The organism is Paraeggerthella sp. LCP19S3_G8, from assembly GCF_052119225.1.
Taxonomy (GTDB): domain Bacteria; phylum Actinomycetota; class Coriobacteriia; order Coriobacteriales; family Eggerthellaceae; genus Paraeggerthella; species Paraeggerthella hominis.
Genome location: NZ_JBQKFQ010000016.1, coordinates 19,722 through 41,308 on the forward strand (window position 1 = coordinate 19,722; position 21,587 = coordinate 41,308).

A 21,587-nucleotide genomic window follows, 5' to 3' on the forward strand; every position below is an offset into this window, starting at 1 on the left:
TCATCAAGAGGACCTTGCTACTCATATACAAAAAGACGGGGATTTTATTCATTTTTGAACTCGGCAGCAAGGTCGGCAAAGAGAAGCGAAAGGCTCGGAAAAAGCGATCGAAGCCCGCCATCCAAGCCGTATGAAGCCCGCCCTCGGCACCCGGGATGCAGAACGAAAAAACGCCCCCGGCGAAGCGGGGGCGTCCAACAAGCAAAGGCAGATCGCTTGCGGCTATGCGTTAGCCAGCGGCGACGGCGTGGTGTAGACGCGCGCGGCGTTTTCCTGATCCAGGTCGTAGAGAGCCTTGGCATCCGAGCCGAACAGCTTCATGCGCGTGATCATCTTGTCGGCGTTGTCCTCTTCCTCCTGCTGTTCCTCGATGAACCAATCGAGGAACTTCATCGTGCGGTAGTCCTTCGCATCGGCAGCAGCGCTGTAGATGTCGTTGATAAGGCTGGTCACGTACTTCTCGTGCTCGAGAGCAGCCTCCAGCGGCTCCAAGTAGTTCGAGAACTCCTTGTCGGGCTGGTCGATAGCCAGCAGCTTCACGCTCTGGCCGTTCTCATGCAGGTAGTTGCGGAAGATCATCGCGTGATCGCGCTCTTCCTGGGCCTGAATCTCGTACCAATTGGCGAAGCCTTCCAGACCCTCTTCTTCGTAGTAGTCGGCGAAAGACAGGTACAGGTACGCCGAGTACAGCTCTTTGTTGATCTGGTCGTTCAGCAGTTCGTATACGCGAGCATCCATGAAAAACTCCTCCTTTGTAACCGCGAGCGCCGCATGCGACGCCACTGTTCATCTGCATTTATGATACCGCTGATCAATCATTTAAGACATACGCGTTGCCGCGAATTCACAGAGTGCGCAAGGAAAGAGGCCGATCGTACCCGCCGCCGAGCGAGAAGCCGCGCGCCACGCCCAACTAGGCAACCGGGCAGCCAGCCGATGCCTTCGCACCCGGCGGCGGGCGCGCAACCTACTGCGCCATAGACCGGACGATGCGAGCCCTAACCTGGGCAAGAAGGACAACCACCACGTAGACAGCCAACATGAGCAACGCGATTTTCTGAGCGCCGTCGCCCAGCAACTGAAACGCAACCATCCCCGCCGCAACGCTTGCGGCGCAGCTTGTGCAGAACATGGCGAACACGCGAGAAAAGCCCACCTCAGAGCTTTTGGCGGTCCAGAACAGCACCACCAGGCCCAAAATATTGAACACGGCCACGCCCAGATACGAAATCACTTGGAGCGCGATCGAGCCCTGCAAAACATCAACCGAACTCAGCAGAGGATACGCCAGAAGAAGCAGCGCCGAACACGGCAGCGCCGCACGGTAGAACGACTCCATAGCGCCGCCGACGATTTCACGCGTACGAGAAACAACCCACCACACCAGTGCGAACACAAGCAGGTACGCCAAAGGCTTCGGGGAAATTCCCGTTGCGGACAATCCACCCGCGTACGGCCAAAACGTCGCTCCGATCATGAAGAAGTTGAACATGAGGCCCAGCACGGCAGCCCATCCGTTGCGCATGGCCTGAGACATGGTGGAGATAGGCTTAGGCGCAACGTAGTCGTCGCGAAGACCGGCGCGCACCTCGTCGGCAAGCACGATTTCCCGCGCAAGAAGCGGCAGCCCTCCGCAAACGGCCAGAACAAGAAGACCCAGGCAGAACAGAAAGGGAGTTCCGGCAAATTCCATCGCGAACCACCAACATGCAGCCGCCAAAAAGGAAAGCGCCGTGTTCAGAAGCGCGCCGCGATGCGTGAACAGCCGGTAATAACGCCCCCACTGGCGCAGCAGGCAGGTAAGGCCAAAGCCCAGGAACAGCCCCGATCCCGCAGCGCATACCGCCGCAGGCAACAGACCCGTCAGCAGGGCAAACCCTACGCCGACAATGCTGGCGAACAAGCCAATGCCTATCGACCAGCGTCGTTGCTCTTCATCGTGCGCCGAAACCAGCACCGCCATGCAAAGCGACACCACCCCGATAAGAAACGAGCATGCGAACAGGCCCGCAACGCCCTCGAGAGCGTACACGGCAAGCAGTTGGTTGTCGGCGTGCAAGCACAAGCCGAATGCGGCCAGCACGCATGACAAAGCAAGGCCCACCGGTGACCATTCGCGTTCGTATGACGTCGTAGTGCTTATGCTCATTCCCTTCGTTTGAAGGTTCCCATTATAAAGCAATACAAGAAAACCAACCTTACATTGTGCCAAGCGGTTCCGAAGAGAAACCATCCCGAGAAGAACCCCGAAACGCAAGGGATCCAGCGTCAGCCGAAGCGCTTCCGCACGCTCGCCCAGCGCGCGGGCCAAACCTGCAGACCCGACAAAAAGCGCGCCGCCTTCCCAAGAAAGCGGCGCGCACGCACGTTTGCCGTGTGCCTCGGACTACAGAGCAGGCACGACCATCGTAAGGGGCAGCGCAGCAACAACCACCAGGTAGCGCAGCAGGAAGCCGCCTATGAGCACGCCCGCATCGGAGCCGAAGCTGATCCAATGCGCCTTGCGGCTTTCCTCGAACTCCTTCGGGCTGAAGAACAGCAGCCACGTCTCCAGGGCGGTAGGAATCACCAAGCCAATCAGCACCAAGCCGAACCAGAACAGCGCCGCATATCCTCCGGACACCAAGCTGACCACCGAGTTCCACCCTGCAACCGAGTTGCTCGACGTGATGAACAGCAGCGCAGCCACCAAAACCAACTCGATGATGGGCAGGCAGAAGTGGAACTTCTTCAGCACGCCCACGCGGTTGAACTCGTCGGCATGCTTCACAATGCTGATGAGCAGCACGGAAGCTGCGCCGGCCGACAAAGCCGATACCAGGAACAAAACAGGCAGCAGCGCGTTGTTCCACAAGGGGAACGTCTTGCACACGCCCAGCAGGGCACCCGTGTACATGGCTACGGCCACGCCGAACACCGTTCCCGCAATGTCAAGCCACACCGGCACGTTCTTCTTCAGGATGTCCAGCAAAAGCGCCACCAGAGCAAGCACGGTGAAGCCAGCCAGGAACACCACGCCCCAGGTCATAACAGACCCGAAGTTCGTAAGCAGCAGCGCGAAGCGCAGCGGATTGTGCAGGCCGCCCTCGGCGTCGAACATCAGCAAGACCAAGCCGATGACCACCGCAACAGGAGCCACGATATGGCCGATCTTGCGCATGTTCACCGCTTCGGGATGACGCCAGCCCAAGAAGGCGGAGGTGACGAACGCGCCGCCGCCGAGACCGGCGAGGAACAGGTACCATGCGATGATGGAGCCCCAAATCGGTTCAAACGTCATCGTTCATCACCTCACGTAGAATACTTTGACTTTGGTCAAGTCGCCGGAAATAGGCTGAGCGCCCTCCGCGACAATGGCCTTGGATATCTTGGACTCGGGATCGTCCAAGTCGCCGAAGATGCGGGCATCCGTCAGGCACGCCTCCACGCACGAGCACATCTTCGTGCCCGTCACCTCGGCCGACACCGTGCAGAAGCGGCACTTGTCAACGGTTCCCGTTTCCTCGTTGAACGAACGCACCTGGTAGGGGCACGCCGCCATGCAGTACTTGCATCCGATGCAGCGACCGTGGTCAACGCCCACCACGCCGTCGGCGCCGATGAACGCAGCGCCCGTCGGGCACACCGCCACGCAGGGAGCGTCCTCGCAGTGCATGCACTGCAACGGCACCGTCTCCACCCCCACGTTGGGATACGTTCCCGTTTCCTGTTCCTCGTAGCGAATGAAGTGCTGCGTAGGCAACAGATCGTTCTGGCGCTGGCAGGCCACGCGGCAGGCGTAGCAGCCAATGCACTTCTTCGTGTTGATGAGCATTCCGTAGCGAGCCATTACGCACCCACCTTCTTAACCGTGACGACCGCTTCCTGCGTCATCGCCGACCCATATCCGGGCTCCATGTGGAAGGGCACGAAATCCATTTGGCGCAAGCCCACGTTGTACGCCGTATGCTGATCGGGCACCGAGCAGCCGTAGTGGCTGGGCATGTACAGCGCCGTAGGATTGATGCGCTGCGTCACCTTTGCACGAACGCGACCCGTGTGCTGATCGTTCGAAACCTCCACCTCGTCGCCATCGGCAATGCCCAGGCTGTCGGCCACGTCGGCGTTGATCCAAACGCGCGTCAGATCGTAGTCCTTCGTGATCTGCATGAGGTCTTCGATGTTCGCCGTCTGCGTGTGGCTGTGGATAGCCTGCTTGCCGCCAATCAGACGCAGTTCGTTTCCGATCGGCATGATTGCCGGCTCCACCCACACGGGAACCGCGGACAGCCCCGCCTTCTCGCACGCCTCGCTGGCAAACTGGACCTTGCCCGAGGGGGTCTTCCACTTGGGAGCGTTTCCGTACGAGAACTCCTTTTCGGGGAAGTATGCCGTGCCCGTTCGCTTGAGCGCGTCGAGCGAAAGGCCCACGGTCTTCAGCTGCGCGTCAGCCAGTTCGTCCACGCTGAACTGGAAGTACTCTCCCACGCCGCACGCGTCGGCCAGCTCGCTGAAAATCTGATCGACCGGCTTGGTATTGGGATGAATCTTGTCGAGCACCTGATCGCGCAACGACACCGCCGGAACCTTGCCGCCGATGAACTCGGGCAGCTCCAAGCGCTCCAGGTAGCTGGTGTCGGGCAGCACGTAGTCGGCCAGCATGGCGGTTTCGGACATCTGCACGTCCACGACCACCATCAGGTCCAAATTGGACAGCGCTTCGTTGAGGTACGCGGTGTTGGAGTACCCGGCAGCCATGTTCGAGTTGTAGAAGAACATGCCCTTCAACACGCCTTCTTTGGCCTGCTGCGCCGCAAACAGGTTCGTGCCCATTCCCGAAAGCGCCAGCGGATACTCTTCGGAGCCGGCAATCTTGCCTTCGGGCTTGGGAACGCTGGGGAACTGCGCCTTGTCCACGTCGCCAGCGGAAACGCTCGAAGTGAACAGCGCGCCGCCCTTCTGGTTCCAGCAGCCCAATAGCGTGTTGAACAGCGCAATGGCGCGCGCCGTCTCACCGGAGTTCACGTACGAGCAGCCGAACGCGCCGCGCCAGCTGGGCTCGATGGAAGCCGCAGGAGCGGCCTGGGCGAATTCCACCGCCAAGCGATCGATCGTCTCGGCGCGGATGCCCGTGACCTTTTCGGCCCACGAAGGCGGATACGCTTCAAGCTCTTTCGCCCACTGATCGAAGCCCACGGTGTTCTCGGCAACGTAGTTCTTGTCGTACAGGTCTCGCGTGACCAGCACGTTTGCCATAGCAAGCACCAGGGCAAGGTCGGTGCCGGGATTGATGGGCACCCACTCGTCGGCAAACTTGATGGAGTTGTTGCAGCGCGGGTCCACCAGCACGATATGCGCGCCCTTGTCATGAGCCTTCTGCAACGAAGCCACCGAGCTGGGGCGAATGGCGTCAGCGTAGCTGCGGCCGATGAACATGGTCATCTTGGAGTTCGCCACATCGCTGGAGTAATTGCCCGCGCCGATAGCCTGCGTGAAGCCGGCTTCCTTCGACAGGTTGCAGGCGGCGCCGTGCGTGTACACGTTCGCCGAACCCAGCGCGTTCATGAAGCGCTTCGTGTAGTACTTGCCCGACGGGCGCGGGTCCTGGACCATGGCCAGGGCCTGAGGGCCGTCGGAGGCGATGATGCCCTTCACCTTTTCGGCGATCTCGCTGTATGCTTGATCCCACGTGATGGCCTCGAACGCACCCTTGTCGTTTTTCTTGAGCGGATCGGTCAGACGATCCTTCGAATAGGCAATCTGGGAATAGCCGTAGCCGCGGGCGCACAGCTTGCCCTTGGCGTAGGGATGGTCGGCGTCGCCGATAAGCTTCGTCAAACGCCCGTTCACGACGTAGGCGGAGAAGCCGCACTTGCTCGAGCAAGCATTGCACAGCGTGTGGACCGTCTTCGTCTCCCCGTTCGTCGGCTCGTCAGCGTGAGCCTGCTGCCACGCGTCGAAGCTCACGAACCCGGACGCCGTCGCAAGCGCGACCGCCCCGGCACTCCCAGCCAGAAAGCCTCGCCTGGTTATAGCGTGTTCTGACATAGTTGTTTCCTCTCTATATGCATGCACGTGCATTCGATGTGCTCGACACCCGTCATGCGCTCATCTCCGTCGGCGAAACCTGCGCCCATATCCCCATGAGCACGTCGATCAGGCCAATGTAGAAACTCGCATCGTCTTCAAGCGACAGCAACCGCAACCGATACGCCGTAAGCCAGCCAAGCCGTTCCACAAGGAACAGTCGCGCTTCGTCGCGCATGTCAAAACGCAGCAGCGTTGCCGCAAGATCAAGCTCAAGGGCTAGATGATCGGGACACGCCGAAAACTCCGGCGGCACCTGAAAGCCCAAGCGCTCGATGAGATCGCGCATGTACAGCGCCGAATCCCCCCAGTACAATCCACCCGTATTGCGCGAGAACGGCGAAGATCCTGCCGCGCTGGTCCAAGGTCGGTACAAAGACTCGACGGGCAAAGCCGACTCGGGAAGCCCGCCAACGAAATGCCGAGCCGCGAACGCCCGCTTTTCCTGGTACGTAGGAGGACGGAACAAGGCGTTCACCTCGCCGACGGAAAGAAATTCCTGCAACGGGCAACGCCTGCGCGCATTGGCGATAGGGCTGGGAGTTTCCCCGAAGGCTCGATCGTCCTGCATGGCGCAACGCGCGGCGTCAAGGAAATCCGACCACGCGGCACCGGTCGACGCCTGCTTCCATTCGGCTTCCTCAACCGGCGCAAAGCACATCGACAGCACCGAAAGCATGGCCTCGTCTTTCATCATCGCCTTTCCTCCTCTCCTTGAATCATGCGCTTGTCGCGCATCAACAACAGATGAACCGGGGTTATCCCTGCACGAGGGTCGCCGTCCTCACGACGCCCTGATCGATGACCTTCTGAGCAATGTCTTCCCAGTCGATGAACTTGATGGCGCCATTGGGGCACTGCTCGGCGCAGCGGCCGCACGAAATGCACTTCGTCGAGACGCCCGTTTCGGAGTCCACCACGGGCATGTTCCACGGGCACGCCATGTGGCACATGCCGCATCCGATGCACTTCTTGACGTCTACCGTGCGCGCGCCGCTTTCTTCGTCGCAGTAGATGGCGTGAACCGGGCAGTAGTTCATGCACTGCGGGTCGGCGCACTGCTTGCAATGCTCCACCGTGAACTCGCAAGCTCCGTTGCCGTCGCCGAACACGCCGTCGCCGGTGTCGGGGCCGGCCCCCCAGTTGTAGTTTTCCCACACACGCACGCGAGCAATGTGCTGGCACACGCGACCGTCGTTCTTCAGCGTGCACATCATCTCGCAACGCTGGCAGCCCGAACAGCGGGCACGGTCGGTCACGATCATCTTGGTGGGCGTCGTGCGAATGTCGATGCGCCCCGAGGCGATCGAGGCGGACGTCACGCCCCACGAAGCCAGCACGCCACCGACCACCAAGCCGGCTACACCGCAACCGGCCATGGCCAGCACGTCGCGGCGCGTGATGTTTTTCTTCTTCGGAGTCTCCTCGGACGCGGCGGGCGTCGCAGCGGATCCAGCCGCTGCGGGCTCCTTGGCCTGAGCGCGCTGTTCCTCGGAGGTGTTGTTGTTCAGATTGGTATCTGACATAGCCTGATACTCCCCCCTCACATATATGGTGAGTCTCGTTTCAGTGGTTTCGCCGCCCTGCGAGCGCTTTCCTTTGCGCCCAGGGAGGCCCGTCCCGCGCTATCCTTGCATTTCTGCGTTTCCTGGTTCACACAACAATTGCAGTATGCCTACCCTACGCAAACGTCCCTACCCTCTTTGAGGTGCTTTTGGCTTTAATCGGGCATTTTTGCGAAATACCCTCAAACAGGGTACGCGCACTTCAGAAGAGCAAGGCATACTGGGCGGCGACGAATTCTGTCACCGTGTTCCGCACGCATCCCCTGGGTTCTCACACAACAAAGAGCCGACTATCAAGAATTTGGAGATGCAAACATGGCTGACGAAAAATCGTACGGATGGGCCGGTAAGATCCTCCGCGTCGACCTCAGCACGGGCGCGATCACGACGCAACCGACCGACCCCTACAAGGCTTACATCGGCGGCATGGGCCTTGCCAACAAGATCATCTACGACGAAGTTCCCGCAGGAACCGATCCTTTGGCGCCCGAGTCCAAGATCGTCTTCGCCGTTGGCCCCCTGACGGCATCGGGCGTGCCCTTGGCCGGCCGCACCACCATCAGCTTCTTGTCCACCTTCACCACCGACCACCTTCCGGTCGATGCGCACTGCGGCGGCATGATCGGCGCGAAGATCAAGCTGGCCGGCTACGACGCCATCGTGCTTGAGGGCGCTTCCAGCAAGCCCGTGTACCTGCACATCAAAGACGACCAGGTGGAAATCAAGGACGCCAGCTTCATCTGGGGCATGGGAACCCGCGCCACCACCGAAACGCTGAACCGCATCGAGGGCATGAGCGCATGCGTGGCCACCATCGGCCCCGCCGGCGAGAACCTGGTTCCGTACGCATGCCTCATGAACTCGCGCAACCACTCGGCAGGCGCCGGCGTGGGCACCATCATGGGATCGAAGAAGATCAAGGCTCTGGTGGTCGAAGGCAACGGCAGCGTGAACGTAGCCGACCCGCAAACGGTAGCGGAGCTGTCCGACTACATGCTGCGCGATATCGTGGGATCGAACAACAACCACGTGGTTCCCTCCACGCAGCAGGAATGGGCCGAGTACTACGACAAGGGCTCCCGCTGGACGGCGCGCAAGGGTCTGTACTGGGCGCAGGCCGAAGGCGGCCCCATCGAAACCGGCGAGCCCAAGCCCGGCGAATTGAACACGGTGGGCTACCGCTGCATGAAGTCCGTAAAGGACGACGGCCCTGAAGCCGAGAAGTACACCATCAAGATGAACGGCTGCCACAGCTGCCCCATCCACTGTTACTCGGACCTGCGCGTACCCGGCAGCAAGGACAACGGCGGCTTCGAGATCACGGGCAACACCTGCGTGCCGAACTTCCCGTTCCTGTACATGATCAAGATTTTGGGAGACAAGACCACCGTTGAAAACGGCTCCGAGGATTTTGTAATTTGGAACCAGGCTATGGGCTCTACGGTCGACGACCTGGGCTTGTGGTGCAACTACGCGCAGCTGTACCGCGACATCGCGCACTGCTACGCGACCGGCATCTTCGAGCGCGTGCTGCCGCCCGAGGAATACGCGTTGTTCGACTGGGAGGGCCTCAAGAGCAACGATCCCAGCTTGATGGTGAAGGTGCTGCAGCACATTGCCAAGGGCGACAACGAGATGTCCTACATCGCGCACGGCCCCATCGTGTGGTGCAAGCGCTGGGACGACATGGGATGGTTCGACAAGCCGGCTTCCGCGCTGATCAACTACCGCGGCTGGCCCGTGCACCACGCCATCGAATGCTTCGGCCAGGTGGGCGGCGTGTACAACATGATGTTCAACCGCGACGACATGATCCACTCCGCCGTCAACTTCCAGGGCTGCGGCTTGCCCTTCGACCTAAAGAAGCAGATAGCTGCCGAGATCTGGGGCGGCGAGGACGCCATCGACGCCGACAAGAACTACACCCCCATGAACGAGCACAAGGCGAACTTCGCTTGGTGGAGCATCGTGACCGACGTGCTGCACGACTCGCTTACGCTGTGCAACTGGGTGTGGCCCATGTCCATGAGCCCCTCGAAGACGCGCGATTACCGCGGCGACCTGGATCTGGAAGCCAAGTTCTTCACCGCCGTCACCGGCGAGCAGGTGTCCACGGATGACCTGTACAAAGCGGGCGCGCGCATCATGACGCTGCAGCGTGCCGCAACGGTGCGCGGCATGATGGACCCCGACGGCACGATAGGCTGCAACGACATGCGCAACGTCCACGACGTCATCACCGAGTGGGTGTTCACCAAGGATCCCGACAAGCAGCCCTTCACCGAAGGCACCGACAAAATGGATCGCGACGACTGGAACAAGGCGCTCGAAATGACGTACGCTAAGTTCGGCTGGGACGAAAAGCTGGGCTGCCCGACGAAGGATTGCCTGGACTACTACGGCATGGCCGACGTCAAGGAAGAACTTGCCGGCTTGAACTTGCTGCCGTAACGCCATTTCGCATACGGGCACCTTGGCGCAAGCCAGATGCCCGTACCCCTCTCCCCCTCCCTCCAAGCACGAGGCCCCGGAATTGCTCCGGGGCCTCGCTGTGTAACAGGGTAGCGGGAATGGCAGATGAGGGGCGGTGGAAAAGTTGGGCGCGAGGGGGGCTGAGACAATCCCGAACGCCCGCAAAACCGAATGAAGCCGCTTTTCATCCGCACTTCAAATGTGACCACGCCTTTTACCGGCGCGCCGTTCGTGCGGGCGCCCTCGAGGTTCTCCGTTTTTGCCACAGGCCCCGATTTGCGCCCACGCTGCTGCGGGGGGATCGCATCCCGCACGGGGCCCGCATCCCGCATGGGGCACGCATCCGCAAGCCCCGCGCCCCCCTTCGCCCCGTTGCGCACGAAAAACCGCGTTTGCTGGCAGGTTTTGACGGTTTGAGGTCGTTGTCGAAGTGCGATGAGAGGCATCCGAACACCTAGCAATTTTCTATAGATTTTTGACCTGGCGTAACGCGAGATCGCTCTATTACCGCCAAAAGCAAGGAGTCTTCCGACGACCCCAAACCGCAAGAACCTGCCAGCGATGGCGGTTTTTCGTGCGCAAGGCCATGAGAAGGGGCCGACGTGAGCCCGGCTGCGCAAGGCTCCGCGGCCCGCCCCGAGCCGCGCGCAGCCGGGTTCACGTCGGCGGCAGACGCGGGGGCAACGGCGCATCGCCGCCGGCCCGGCCCGCAAAGCGAGCTACACGTTCATGTAGCGCTCGACGGAAGCCCACTCGGCAAGAGAGCCCGCGTATGTGGGCGTAAGGTACTCGGTCGAGAAGTAGTACACGTCGCCGTTCGATGCGCGCGTCTGCTGAACATCGGGATAGAGGCCCGATTCGCGCACCTCGTCCCATGCTCGGTCAATCTCCTCGTCAGTCAACCGAAACGGCGGGCTCTTCAAGCTCGATGCAGGCAGCGGACGCGGGTAGACGCGGGATTCCTCGCGAACGCAATCCACGAACGTCACCACGTTGTTGTCCTCGGCCGCCAAAAACGCCCAGTGCGCAAACGTGTCGGTCATGCGGCCGCTGTCGTACAGATAGTAGCTGCGCGCTCCCACCAAAGCCACGATCCCGGTACAATCGACCACGCGCTCGACGGGCTCCGGGTCTTCGTCGGTCGGAACCAAAACCCACTCCCCTTCAAGCTCGACCAGCCGATAACCTGCGGGAATGTTCAAATTGGCGAAGGGGCTGCGATCGTCTTGCACAGAAGGCTCCGAAGCAGCCGCTTCGTCCAGATCGACGGCAGCATCAACAACCTCGAGATTGCCGGCATCGACAACCTCGAGCACGGCGTCATCCAACGCCGGCAAACAGGCGCAATCCACGGAAGCGGCGCCGTCCGGCTCCTCGACAGGCGCGGGCGCCACAATCGCAGGAGGAACCCCCACTGCGCGCGTGGCGCTTCGATACACAACGGCAGGTTCGTCCTCGCTCGCCTGCTCCTGAGCAGCAGCTTGCTGGTCTTCAAGGTACTCGTACACGAACATCTCGAATTCGTCCGCCGTCATATGGGCAGGAACCAACTCCAGGTCAACCCAGCGCGTCGGTTCGACCAACTGGCTGTCGGACGACTGCTCTCGCACGTCGTCAAACACGGCCGCAAGCGCATTGCGCTCGGCAAGTTCCAACGCAACCGCTTCTTGATCGACAACTTCTTCAGCCGCTTCACAATCGCAGGGCGCATCCTGAAAATCGGCACCCGCCGACAGCGTATCCTGCACCTCGCTCATGCCCTCACGCCCGCTTTCGCCAATGCCTCGCTCACCTGCAAGTCAATGCGCGAATCGCGCAGCGAGCAGTGCTCGCACAGCATGCATGTGACCGAATATTCGTCGCATGGCAGTTCGCGATTCAGCCGATCCAGCGTCGCCCCCTGGCGGATGAGCCAGTCGCCGACCAAAGCGCGCACGCCCTCCACGGCGAACACCGGCGTATGAGCCTTGTCCCACGGAACGCCGTCGAGCGCTTCCTTCACGTCCTCGGCAGACACGGCAAGCGCTTCGTCAAAGGTCTTCCCTTCGATCATAGAGCAGACCACGCTCGCGCACGCCGTCATGGCAAGGCAGCCGCGCGTCTTGAACCCTACGCGCGCAAGCGTTCCCGTTGCCGGATCGACCACAGCGAACAGCCTCAACGCGACCTCGCCGCGCTTGGACTTCCCCACCATGCTCTGCGCGTTGAAACCCTCGGGCGCGCCGCCGTTGCTGAAGTTCGCCACCACGGCAAGCAGGGTATCGGAATACCCCGACACCCCGTCGTCGATAATCGTCTGGTACACATCGGCGGTGCGGATAACCGCCCGCTCGTTCGGCTCGAGGTATACGTCTCTCGTATCTCCCACGACCCCGCCTCCTTAGCCTCAAGCACCCGTTACAAACCTGAATAGAACACTGTGCTATGATGAGCCTCGACGCAAGGCTTCCGTACCCTCTTTGGGGATAATTTGCAAGAAAGGCCTTGTTATCAGGAATATCAACGGATCGCTTCGGGGGAGGGCACGGTTGGACGATCGGTTGCACGATGCTGCAGGAGAAGCTGATCAGCATGACGAGGTGTCGCTGTTCGCCCCGGCACCGCTCGAAGGCGAGCAGGAAGACGCCGCTCGCAATGAATTTCGGAAATTCTCGCCTTTGCTGCCCTCGATCGTGGGCTTGGCATTCGGTCGCGCCGGCCTGATCGTAGCAAGCTACGGAAGCTACACCAGCACCGATGCGGGCATGCTCACCGACGGAGCCATGCTGGTGGCGCTTGCTTTCCTGGGCGTGTTCTTCTTGTACATCGCCATTACGAAGCGAAGGGTAAAGAAGTCGTTTACCAACGCGCTCGTGCACGTCTGCATCTTCTTCGAAGCCGTTGGCCTTGCAGCTCTGGGCGCGTTCGAAATGTTCGGAGTGCAAAGCTGGGAAGCTCATTTCGCCATGAGCACCTTGTGCACCCTTGCGTCGTCGGGGGCCATTTTCTACTGGCTGCTGCGAGCGCGCGGGGCGGCAACCATCACGGCCGCCGTGTACGTGTTCGCCGCGCTCATCCTCAGCGAAATTGAAATCTATCTGTGCACGCTCATGCCCATCGCCCTGGGAAACCTGGTGGCGTGCGCCCTCGCTCTAGCGCAATACCCCTGCATCCGCTGGGCACGCAAGCAGGCGCTTGCTCACGACATCCGCTCCATTACGCTTCCTAGCGACTACTTCGGATTTGCAAAGAGCATGCTGACCAGCAAGCGATTCCTCATAGCTACCGCTATCGGCGTCGGGTGCCTGGCCGTAGTCGACGGCATGCTGCGCGGATACCCCAACGGCCAGCCCATATCGTTTACGCCCGTTACGCGGTTCATCGAATTCCTGGTAGTCGTAGGCATCAGCGGCACTATCGTTTTCCTGGTTGCGAAGCGGCATCAGCGCATCATGACCGTGGGGATTTTCGTGCTGATGGAACTGCTGGCATGCCTGGCGCTGATCTGCTATGCGGCGTTTCCGGATGCGCTGGACATCGGCGCCATCTTCACCACCACACTCAATGCGCTCATGGTGGCATTCAGCTGGTACATCATCATCGCGTTCATGAGCTGCGGTTGGCGCGACCCGTACTACTACGCCATCGCAGGCTGGATGGTGTGCTGGGGGTGCCGCGCCGTCACGCGCGTGGCCCTGATCGAGTTCTACGAGCTGTCCGCCAACGACATGCTCATGTGCGCCGTCATGGGAACGGCCATCGTGCTGTCAACCCAGGTGGTCCTCACGCAGTTCTTAAGCGTTGCCCAACTGGAAAACGAGAAGGAAGACAAGCGGAAAGAGAAGCAGCAAAGCGTGCTGTCGAAGATCATGGGCCTCGACGAGCACGAAACGCTTGCCGACATGCGCCAAGCGTCCATGCAGCACAACGCCGAAGAGATAGGTAGGCAGTTCATGCTCTCCGAACGAGAGGTGGAGGTACTGGCCCTGTACGCGCTAGGATTCACGCAAAAGCGCGTTGCCGAAGAGCTCTTCATCAGCCCCGGCACAACGCATGCGCATATCAAGCGCATCTACGCGAAGACGGGCCTGCACTCTCGTCAGGAGATTTTGGACTACATGCAGCACTACACGTCGTAGCGCCCGTGCAACGGCGTTGCGAAACCGCGCAAACAAGGGGGACGCGCCATGCCGAACGTTATAGATGTTGCGCAGCGGATTGTCGACCGGCCGCCACTGGCGGTGCTGACGAGCGGACGCTGCCTTTCCGAGCGCGACCTGCACGCCAGTTGCACGACCTGCGCTGACGCTTGCTCCACGGGAGCAGCACGCGTAGAAGCGGGAACCTGCGGCGCCAGGGAATACGAATCCATCGGCAAAGACGCCGCTTCCGGCCCGCGCATCGATCTGCAAAGCTGTGCGTACTGCGGAGCGTGCGTGACTGCCTGCCCCGTTGATGCGCTGATCGCAATCTCCCCGCACGATGACGACACGCTGCTCGCAGCGTGCGCAGCGGCGGGATCCGCCGCCCGAGAGCAAGCCCAAGCAGAGCAGCGTGCAGCGTGCGAATACGGCGAAGCGGACGATCCGCCGTTCGCCCCAAACCCCGCAACGATGGGATTCGCCTGCGTGCGCGGCGCAGAGAACCTGGGGCTCGACGTCGAACGCACCCTGATTCTTCCTTGCTTGGCCTGGGTGGACGCTGCACTCATCCTGCATGCTGCATGCGCTGGCGCACAGCGCGTTTTCCTCCTGAGCGCTCCTTGCGCCTCCTGCGAACATCGTCAGGCCGTGACGCGGCTTCCCCAGGCCGCCCTGGACGCCCAGCGCATCGCCCATATCTGGGGCATCGATCTAACAACATGCGCATGCGAGGAAGCCGAAAGCCTGGCGGACGCACAGAGCCCCGCCGGGCAGCTTTCGCGGCGCGATCTGCTTTCGCAGGCGCGCTCGACGTTGGCAGATGCGGCAGCCGAAGCGCTGCCAACCCCTGTAAAATCGCTGGTCAACCCGCACCGCGCCGCAACGGACCCCGAACCCGATCGCCGACGTTGGCAGTTGCTCGACGACCTGCACGGCTTCGGGCTGCCCGCCAACAACCCCGTTGTGCCGCGCAGCCTTGCACCGCGCTTGAGCATCGACGTCGACCACTGCTCGGGATGCACGCTGTGCGCCCAGTTCTGCCCCACCGGCGCGCTGCGCAAGGCCGGCAAGGCGGCGGGCGGCGGCACGGTGCTCGAATTCGACGCTCCCCTTTGCCGCGATTGCGGGGTCTGCGCCGAAACTTGCCGCTACGGTGCGCTATCATGCGAGGAAACCCTAACGGCAACCGAGCTGTTCGCGCTCGAGCCGCATCGGATCATCGTCCCGAAAAGACGCGTACTGCCAAGTCGCCGCTGAACTGCGGAACGGGCAAAGCCGTGCGCTCTCCCAGCAAGAAAGGACCCGAACGCACGCCATGCTTCACTTCGACAGCGATTACATGGAGGGGGCTCACCCGGCCATCCTCGAACGTCTTGCAGCCACCAACCTCGACCAAACGCCCGGCTACGGCACCGACGACTACTGCGCAGCGGCGCGCGACCTGGTGCGAACCGCTTGCAACGCACCCGAAGCATCGGTGCACTTCCTGGTTGGGGGCACGCAGACGAACGCAGTGGCGCTCGACCAGCTGCTGCGCCCCTGGGAAGGCGTGATCTCGGCCGACACCGGACACATCCACACGCATGAAGCAGGCGCCGTGGAAGCCTGCGGCCACAAGGTGCTCGCGCTGCCGCACCATAACGGCAAGCTGCATGCCAACGACGTGCGCAACCTGTGCGAGACGTACTGGAACGACGCCAACCACGAGCACATGGTAGCGCCGGGCGTGGTGTACGTATCGCACCCCACCGAGTACGGCACGGTGTACGCCTTGCCCGAGCTGGAAGACCTTGCCGCCGTGTGCCACGACTTCGGCATGCGCCTGTTCTTGGACGGCGCGCGCCTTGGCTACGGGCTGGCCGCCGTTGGATCGGACGTCACCCTGCGCGATATCGCGCGCCTGTGCGACGCGTTCTACATCGGCGGGACCAAGGTGGGAGCGCTGTTCGGAGAAGCCGTCGTGTTCTCGCGCCCGGCATCCCAGGAGAACCTGGCCGCGTTCGGGCATCCGCTGGACGAGCGCTTCTTCACGCTGGTCAAGAAGCGCGGGGCCCTGCTGGCGAAGGGGCGCGTGCTGGGCATTCAGTTCGCTACGCTCTTCGAGGAGGACAAGGACGAGCTTCGCTACGAAGCGATGGGGCGCCACGCCGTCGATCTGGCGCAGCGCATCGCCCAAGGATTCCGCAGCAAGGGCTACCAGCTAGCCATCGATTCACCCACGAACCAGCAGTTCGTAATCCTCGACGACGCCACGCGCGATCGCCTGGCACGCGACGTCTCGTTCGGATTCTGGGAGCGCACGCCCGACGGTCGCACCGTCGTTCGCTTCGCAACCAGCTGGGCAACCAGGCCCGAAGCCGTAGACCAGCTGCTGGAACTGCTGTAAGAAGGGGGGCGCTCCGAGACGAATCCTCGCCCCGGAGCGCCCCCTGAAGATCGGAAGACGAAACAAGCGCCGCTGCGCTTCGATGCCAACGGAACACGACGGCATTCGCCAGCATCGAAAAACCCGGCAAGCCGAAGCTTCACCAAGCTGCACGACAGGTCCTAGCCGTGATACGACTCCATGAGCGCCTTGAACGCCGGCATGCTGTTCACGATGGTTTCGCGCGCGATGCAATAGCTGATGCGCACCCAGCCGCCCACGCCGAAGCTGTCGGACGGCACGATCAGCAGCTCGTGCTCCTTGGCGCGATCGCTGAACGCCTGCGCATCGTCTTCCAGCGCGCGCACCCACAGGTAGAACGCGCCCTGCGGCTCCACGTATTCGTACCCCAGCGCGCTCAGGCCGTCGGTCAGAAGCTTGCGGTTCTCGGCATACGCCTCCACGTCGCTCGGCTGGTCCACGCATGCGGCAATCACGCGCTGGAACAGCACCGGAGCGCAAATGTAGCCGAGCGCGCGACCCGCCCCGGCCACGGCGGCGAACACGCGGTCCGCGTCGTCCATGGCGTCGGACACGAACACGTACCCGATGCGCTCGCCCGGAAGCGAAAGCGACTTCGAGTACGAATAGCACACGATGGTGCGCGCGTACAAAGACGGCACGTAGGGGACCTCGATGCCCTCGTAGACGATTTCGCGGTAGGGCTCGTCGCTGATCAGGAACAGCTCGCGACCCAGTTCAGCCTCTTTCTCGGTCAGGAGCTTCGCAAGCGCCTCCAGGTTCGCGCGCGAGTACACGGCGCCCACGGGGTTGTTCGGCGTGTTGATGATAACGGCGCTGGTCTTGGGGCCGATGGCCGCCGCCAAGGCATCGATGTCAAGCTGAAAATCGGGCACGTGCGCGGGAACCTCTACGCACGCGCAGCCAGCCGTTTCGATCCACACCTTGTATTCCGGGAAGAAGGGGCTGATCACGATAACCTCGTCACCCGGCTGCGTGACGGCCGACAGGGATATGGCGATGGAGGCCGCCGCGCCCACGGTCATGTAAATGTGCTCAGCCGAAGCGGGCACGTCGAAGCGGCGGCGGATGCTCTCGGCGATGGTGGCGCGCACCTCGGGCACGCCGGCGGCAGGCGAGTAGCCATGAAGCGACACGGCTGGCTGATCGAGCAGTTCGAGCGCAGCCTGCTTCACCGCGTCGGGCGCGGGGACGCTCGGGTTTCCAATGCTGAAGTCGAACACGTTGTCGGCGCCGATTTCAGCCTTGCGCACCAGCCCGTACGCGAACAGCTCGCGAATCGCCGACGGCTCGTTCCCCAGCCCGTACATCCTCTCGTTCACCATGACGTCATCACTTCCCTTGTCTCGCATTGTTTTCGGACAAGAGTAGCACAACGTCATGCGCGCGAGGCGTCTTCGCACGCAAACGGCAGGTCATCGATGCGCGGAGCTTCACGTGCAAACCGGCTGCACTGCACGCACGCTCGAAAAGCAGCCTTCCTCCAACAGCGCCGCTTTCGCTTCCGCAACCAAACCAGCCCTGAAACAAATCCGACCGTTCCGGCGGCAATCCGAAACGCGCTTGCGAGCGATGCGCGCTTTCGCATCCGATGAAGTCGTGTCACACTAACGCGTATGAAATCTTCGTACGTGAAACTCATCGCCTCGCTGATCCTATTCGGCTCGAACGGCATCATTGCCGCCCACATCACGCTGCCAAGCGATGCCATCGTTTTGCTGCGCACCCTTATAGGGAGCGCTTTGATGGTGTGCGTCCTGATTGCCGCCCGACGCTTGCCCGCCTGCTTGCCCAAAGGAGCCGACCTTGTGTACCTGGCAGCGTCAGGCGTAGCCATGGGTGCAAGCTGGATTTTTCTGTACGAGGCGTATCGCCTGGTAGGCGTTGGAATCTCGTCGCTCTCCTATTACTGCGCTCCCATTATGGTAATGATACTTTCCCCGTTTCTCTTCAAGGAACGGCTTACGTTTTCCAACGTGGTAGGATTCTGCACCGTGCTTGTTGGAGCCGTCTTGGTGAACGCGCAAACGCTTGACGGCGGCGGTTCCGCTTGGGGCATGTTCTGCGGATGGATGTCGGCTATCATGCACGCCGCCATGGTGATCTTCAGCAAGAAAGCCGACCGCGTGGACGGCGTCGCAAGCTCCGCCCTTCAACTGGTGACCAGCTTCTTTCTTGTGCTTTTGTTCATGGCTTGGAAAGGCGATCTGGGATTTCGCATAGCACCCGATGAATGGGGTTGGATTCTTACGTTGGGCTTGATCAACACAGGGCTCGGGTGCTACCTGTACTTTTCTTCTTTCGGCGGCGTTTCCGCGCAAACCGTAGCGGTGCTGGGCTACCTCGAGCCGCTTTCTGCCGTGATTCTAGCCGCCGCCTTGCTGCACGAATCGCTCGCGCCCATCCAGGTTGTCGGCGGTGCGCTCATCTTGGGAGGCGCGCTGTTCAGCGAAAGCTTCGCACGCGCTCGGCTCAAATCGCGTCCCTCAATCACCCGCGCTGCCCCGGCTCTTCGAAAGCCGCCTCGCCAAGGCTGACGATCTTTTCACGCAGCTCCGGGCATGCTTGGAACACGAACGCTCGTCCCCGCTGCTCCCGTACAAGGTACCGCTTCTGCTCAAGCTCCAGAAAATCGCCCCGAGCCGTTGCATACGCCACACGAAACGTACGCTGATGAGGCCCGATGCGCAACAGGGCGTCGGGTTCTTTGCACAAGGTCGCAAGAATGGAGCGCTGACGGTAATTCAAATCGGCGCCGAACATGCGGCCGATCAGGTCGCTAAGCCGCTGGAACTGCTCGACCGACGCTTCCAGTTTGTCAAGCTCCGCTAAGTACAGCTTGACGTACGTGGAGAAATAGGACGTGAAATCGAAACCGAACCCGTAATCGACCGACCAGTTGGTAAACAGCGCTTTCATGCGCGGCGTGTTCAACTCCCCGAAGGGGTAGTATCCCACGGGAAGCCAGCTCAGCACCGGATAGCCCCACTTGATGGCCATGATGTTCCTGAGCAAAACGCCCACCAGCGAGTTCAGGCAGGGAAACACGTCGAAGTTCCAAAAGAACCAGGACACGTTGATTATGCGCAGCACGGGACCGAACCGGAACTCGTCGTCGTCAAGCCGGGCGCGGCGGCATACGGCGTCGATCGCGGCTGCCGAGGTGGGCGGCGCAATGCGTTCGTCGAGCGGGCACACTTCGCCCCTGCGCGGCACGTTGCGAACGTCGACCCCTTCGGTTAATCGATAGTACAGCGTTTCGACCAGTCCGTACGTGATATCGCGCTCGGCAAGCAGGTCGGCGTCGCTGCTCACTTCAAAGTAGTTGCTGATCACACGGTCAAGATCACTGCGCAGCGGACCGCCTAGGAATATCTCGTGTATCCGATCGTCGGATACCTGCGCGCCCTCCGTTTCCAGAACCCGAGCCAGCGTGCGCTCGATGTAGCGCGTGACAAACGGAGATCCTTTCAAGGACGCAAGCGCCTTGTCCAGCGGAAAGCCCGCCATGCAACGCATCTCCAACATCTTCGAGTCGAAGGCCATGGCGCTTGTGGTTATGAACCAGCAATCGGCCTCGCGATACGGATCGTCGGGAACGAATATGGCAACCTGCTTTCGAATGGCAGTCAAGATCAACCAAATCTCGTCTTTCGTGTACCCCTCCGGGAGCTCGTATTGATCGAGATCTTCGAACAGCAGCAACCCTCTGTCGATAACGCTGCGCAGTCGATAGAAGCATTCGTTGTTCATAAGCTCTACGATATCCTCGGTCGCACATCGTCCCATGCCGCCTCCATCCGGTTGCTATCAACTTGAAGCAACTATACTATCAATTATCAATATAGTAAGTATCAATTTTTTATATATTGATAATCAGTAGCCAAGGAACTATAGTATATGCAAGGCGGGAACGTTGGAAACACCCATTCGTTGCCGTTGGCACCTCCTTGTATGGGCTGTTTTCATAAATTCCAGCCTGAGCGGATCCGCGACAATCCGCGCTCCAAGAAGCCCCGCCTTTAAACAGGACCCTTGCCAGGGTCCTGTTCTTTTTGGCAGCACGTCTCTTCGCCGTTGGACCCCATTGACATACGTTTGACCGCACCCGAGAAAAGGTTCGACCTAGAACGCGTGCCGTCTTGGGCGAATATCAGAGTGGGGTTTTCGCAAGTTGAATTCCGGTTTGCGCGCCTTGCGAGAAGGATGCCCAAATCGCGCCCGGTCAACTTGATGTCGCTTGATTCCGATTTGGCGCTCCTCAAGCGCAAGGCCCTCTAGCAAACAGCATTTGACCAAGCGAGAAGCTTTCGCTGCAAAACCGATTCCGCCGAACGCAGGCAAGCGGCGGGCGTGCGAAGCGGATATGGGAGCGGGTTCGCGCGGGACGCGGGTTTGCACAGGGAGCGGATCCGTGCGGGGGAGCGGGTTCGTGCGGGGGAGCGGGTTCGTGCGGGGGCGCCGCGCATCCGAGCGCAGGCCGACCCACCCCGGAAAACCGCCCGTTAATGGCCTGCGTCAACTGGCGGACGACCGACGCGACCCTCGACCATGCGCCGGCGGCAATTTAGCAGCGGGCACGCCTCCACTTGGCACGAAATCGCGGGCCTGCGTTCTCTAAAACGCACCTTAAATAATAGACTGGTTCACTAGAGTTTTCCCACCTGCTCTTTTGATGCAAGTGCTCAAAATCATGCGCGCGCGGAAGCCTTCGTGGAGCGCAGAGCCGCGATTTTGGGGCACGTTTGGGGGGAGGCACGCCTCGGGGCACGCTTGGGAGAGCATGCCTCGGGGCACGCCTCGAAAGCGCTCCGCACATGCCCCGGGGCGCGTTCCAGGCACGCGCCCCCATTACAGTTAGACCTGGCTCTGCCGGGTCTTTTCTTTTCCAGCTCGATCCGCAAGCGGATTACGATGAAGCAGACCCTGCGGGGTTGCTGGCCGACCCGCCCCGGA

General features: G+C 61.2%; 16 protein-coding genes. 5 read left to right on the top strand and 11 right to left on the bottom strand.

The annotated features are described in order from the left end of the window. Positions 1-222: 222 nt before the first annotated feature. From ACTQZK_RS12450 to ACTQZK_RS12480, 7 genes are all read right to left on the bottom strand, one after another. Positions 223-738 carry a ferritin gene (locus ACTQZK_RS12450; protein ID WP_114567291.1) on the bottom strand — a complete coding sequence of 172 codons (516 nt, stop codon included), beginning with the start codon at positions 736-738 and terminating at the stop codon, positions 223-225. 229 nt (positions 739-967) lie between these two features. Beyond that, positions 968-2,149, bottom strand: a complete 1,182-nt coding sequence (locus ACTQZK_RS12455) for a hypothetical protein (protein ID WP_225749736.1) — start codon at positions 2,147-2,149, stop codon at positions 968-970. A gap of 237 nt (positions 2,150-2,386) precedes the next feature. Further along, positions 2,387-3,280 (bottom strand): NrfD/PsrC family molybdoenzyme membrane anchor subunit, encoded by an 894-nt coding sequence (gene nrfD, locus ACTQZK_RS12460; protein ID WP_216529346.1) that lies wholly within the window; start codon positions 3,278-3,280, stop codon positions 2,387-2,389. A gap of 6 nt (positions 3,281-3,286) precedes the next feature. Continuing rightward, on the bottom strand, positions 3,287-3,829 hold the full coding sequence (locus ACTQZK_RS12465) for a 4Fe-4S dicluster domain-containing protein (RefSeq protein ID WP_114567294.1): 543 nt from the start codon (positions 3,827-3,829) through the stop codon (positions 3,287-3,289). Continuing rightward, positions 3,829-6,027 (bottom strand): molybdopterin-containing oxidoreductase family protein, encoded by a 2,199-nt coding sequence (locus ACTQZK_RS12470; protein ID WP_216529345.1) that lies wholly within the window; start codon positions 6,025-6,027, stop codon positions 3,829-3,831. Before ACTQZK_RS12470 ends, ACTQZK_RS12465 begins: the two co-directional genes overlap by 1 nt. A 52-nt stretch (positions 6,028-6,079) precedes the next feature. Next, positions 6,080-6,763 carry a molecular chaperone TorD family protein gene (locus tag ACTQZK_RS12475; protein ID WP_231088253.1) on the bottom strand — a complete coding sequence of 228 codons (684 nt, stop codon included), beginning with the start codon at positions 6,761-6,763 and terminating at the stop codon, positions 6,080-6,082. Between the two features lie 61 nt (positions 6,764-6,824). Then, complete coding sequence (locus tag ACTQZK_RS12480; RefSeq protein WP_114567296.1) at positions 6,825-7,592, bottom strand: 4Fe-4S binding protein; 768 nt, start codon at positions 7,590-7,592, stop codon at positions 6,825-6,827. A gap of 354 nt (positions 7,593-7,946) precedes the next feature. Between ACTQZK_RS12480 and ACTQZK_RS12485 the strand changes: the two genes are divergently transcribed. Further along, the gene (locus ACTQZK_RS12485) at positions 7,947-10,082 is read left to right on the top strand and encodes an aldehyde ferredoxin oxidoreductase (protein ID WP_114567297.1); all 2,136 of its coding nucleotides are present in this window, start codon (positions 7,947-7,949) and stop codon (positions 10,080-10,082) included. Between the two features lie 740 nt (positions 10,083-10,822). Here the strand turns inward: ACTQZK_RS12485 and ACTQZK_RS12490 are convergent. Beyond that, positions 10,823-11,860, bottom strand: coding sequence for a hypothetical protein (locus ACTQZK_RS12490; RefSeq protein WP_441899715.1), 1,038 nt, complete (start codon positions 11,858-11,860; stop codon positions 10,823-10,825). After that, positions 11,857-12,471, bottom strand: a complete 615-nt coding sequence (locus ACTQZK_RS12495; protein WP_225749733.1) for an iron-sulfur cluster assembly scaffold protein — start codon at positions 12,469-12,471, stop codon at positions 11,857-11,859. Before ACTQZK_RS12495 ends, ACTQZK_RS12490 begins: the two co-directional genes overlap by 4 nt. A gap of 160 nt (positions 12,472-12,631) precedes the next feature. On the opposite strand from ACTQZK_RS12495, the gene ACTQZK_RS12500 reads away from it, so the two are divergent. From ACTQZK_RS12500 to ACTQZK_RS12510, 3 genes are read left to right on the top strand one after another with little or no spacing between them, the layout of a single operon-like run. Next, positions 12,632-14,221: a response regulator transcription factor gene (locus ACTQZK_RS12500; protein ID WP_441899716.1), complete on the top strand. Its 1,590-nt coding sequence runs from the start codon at positions 12,632-12,634 to the stop codon at positions 14,219-14,221. Positions 14,222-14,269: 48 nt separating this feature from the next. Continuing rightward, a complete protein-coding gene (locus ACTQZK_RS12505; RefSeq protein ID WP_428420957.1) occupies positions 14,270-15,481 on the top strand; it encodes a 4Fe-4S binding protein in 1,212 nt (403 codons plus the stop codon). A gap of 58 nt (positions 15,482-15,539) precedes the next feature. Then, a complete protein-coding gene (locus tag ACTQZK_RS12510; protein ID WP_418831460.1) occupies positions 15,540-16,610 on the top strand; it encodes a threonine aldolase family protein in 1,071 nt (356 codons plus the stop codon). A gap of 161 nt (positions 16,611-16,771) precedes the next feature. On the opposite strand, the gene ACTQZK_RS12515 is transcribed toward ACTQZK_RS12510, so the two are convergent. Beyond that, complete coding sequence (locus tag ACTQZK_RS12515) at positions 16,772-17,956, bottom strand: pyridoxal phosphate-dependent aminotransferase (protein WP_225749729.1); 1,185 nt, start codon at positions 17,954-17,956, stop codon at positions 16,772-16,774. A 306-nt stretch (positions 17,957-18,262) separates the two neighbouring features. Here ACTQZK_RS12515 and ACTQZK_RS12520 point away from each other — a divergent pair, with 306 nt between their 5' ends. Continuing rightward, positions 18,263-19,168, top strand: coding sequence for a DMT family transporter (locus ACTQZK_RS12520; protein WP_441899717.1), 906 nt, complete (start codon positions 18,263-18,265; stop codon positions 19,166-19,168). Here the strand turns inward: ACTQZK_RS12520 and ACTQZK_RS12525 are convergent. Next, positions 19,122-20,420: a hypothetical protein gene (locus ACTQZK_RS12525; protein WP_114567303.1), complete on the bottom strand. Its 1,299-nt coding sequence runs from the start codon at positions 20,418-20,420 to the stop codon at positions 19,122-19,124. The genes ACTQZK_RS12520 and ACTQZK_RS12525 overlap by 47 nt on opposite strands. Positions 20,421-21,587 lie beyond the last annotated feature (1,167 nt).

Excerpts from the sequence above, each read along its gene's own strand:
- ACTQZK_RS12515 (WP_225749729.1), bottom strand. The coding sequence starts at position 17,956 with ATGGTGAACGAGAGGATGTACGGGCTGGGGAACGAGCCGTCGGCGATT.
- ACTQZK_RS12455 (WP_225749736.1), bottom strand. The coding sequence starts at position 2,149 with ATGAGCATAAGCACTACGACGTCATACGAACGCGAATGGTCACCGGTG.
- ACTQZK_RS12525 (WP_114567303.1), bottom strand. The coding sequence starts at position 20,420 with ATGGGACGATGTGCGACCGAGGATATCGTAGAGCTTATGAACAACGAA.
- ACTQZK_RS12450 (WP_114567291.1), bottom strand. The coding sequence starts at position 738 with ATGGATGCTCGCGTATACGAACTGCTGAACGACCAGATCAACAAAGAG.
- ACTQZK_RS12480 (WP_114567296.1), bottom strand. The coding sequence starts at position 7,592 with ATGTCAGATACCAATCTGAACAACAACACCTCCGAGGAACAGCGCGCT.
- ACTQZK_RS12510 (WP_418831460.1), top strand. The coding sequence starts at position 15,540 with ATGCTTCACTTCGACAGCGATTACATGGAGGGGGCTCACCCGGCCATC.
- ACTQZK_RS12470 (WP_216529345.1), bottom strand. The coding sequence starts at position 6,027 with ATGTCAGAACACGCTATAACCAGGCGAGGCTTTCTGGCTGGGAGTGCC.
- ACTQZK_RS12505 (WP_428420957.1), top strand. The coding sequence starts at position 14,270 with ATGCCGAACGTTATAGATGTTGCGCAGCGGATTGTCGACCGGCCGCCA.
- nrfD (WP_216529346.1), bottom strand. The coding sequence starts at position 3,280 with ATGACGTTTGAACCGATTTGGGGCTCCATCATCGCATGGTACCTGTTC.
- ACTQZK_RS12490 (WP_441899715.1), bottom strand. The coding sequence starts at position 11,860 with ATGAGCGAGGTGCAGGATACGCTGTCGGCGGGTGCCGATTTTCAGGAT.
- ACTQZK_RS12465 (WP_114567294.1), bottom strand. The coding sequence starts at position 3,829 with ATGGCTCGCTACGGAATGCTCATCAACACGAAGAAGTGCATTGGCTGC.
- ACTQZK_RS12485 (WP_114567297.1), top strand. The coding sequence starts at position 7,947 with ATGGCTGACGAAAAATCGTACGGATGGGCCGGTAAGATCCTCCGCGTC.
- ACTQZK_RS12475 (WP_231088253.1), bottom strand. The coding sequence starts at position 6,763 with ATGATGAAAGACGAGGCCATGCTTTCGGTGCTGTCGATGTGCTTTGCG.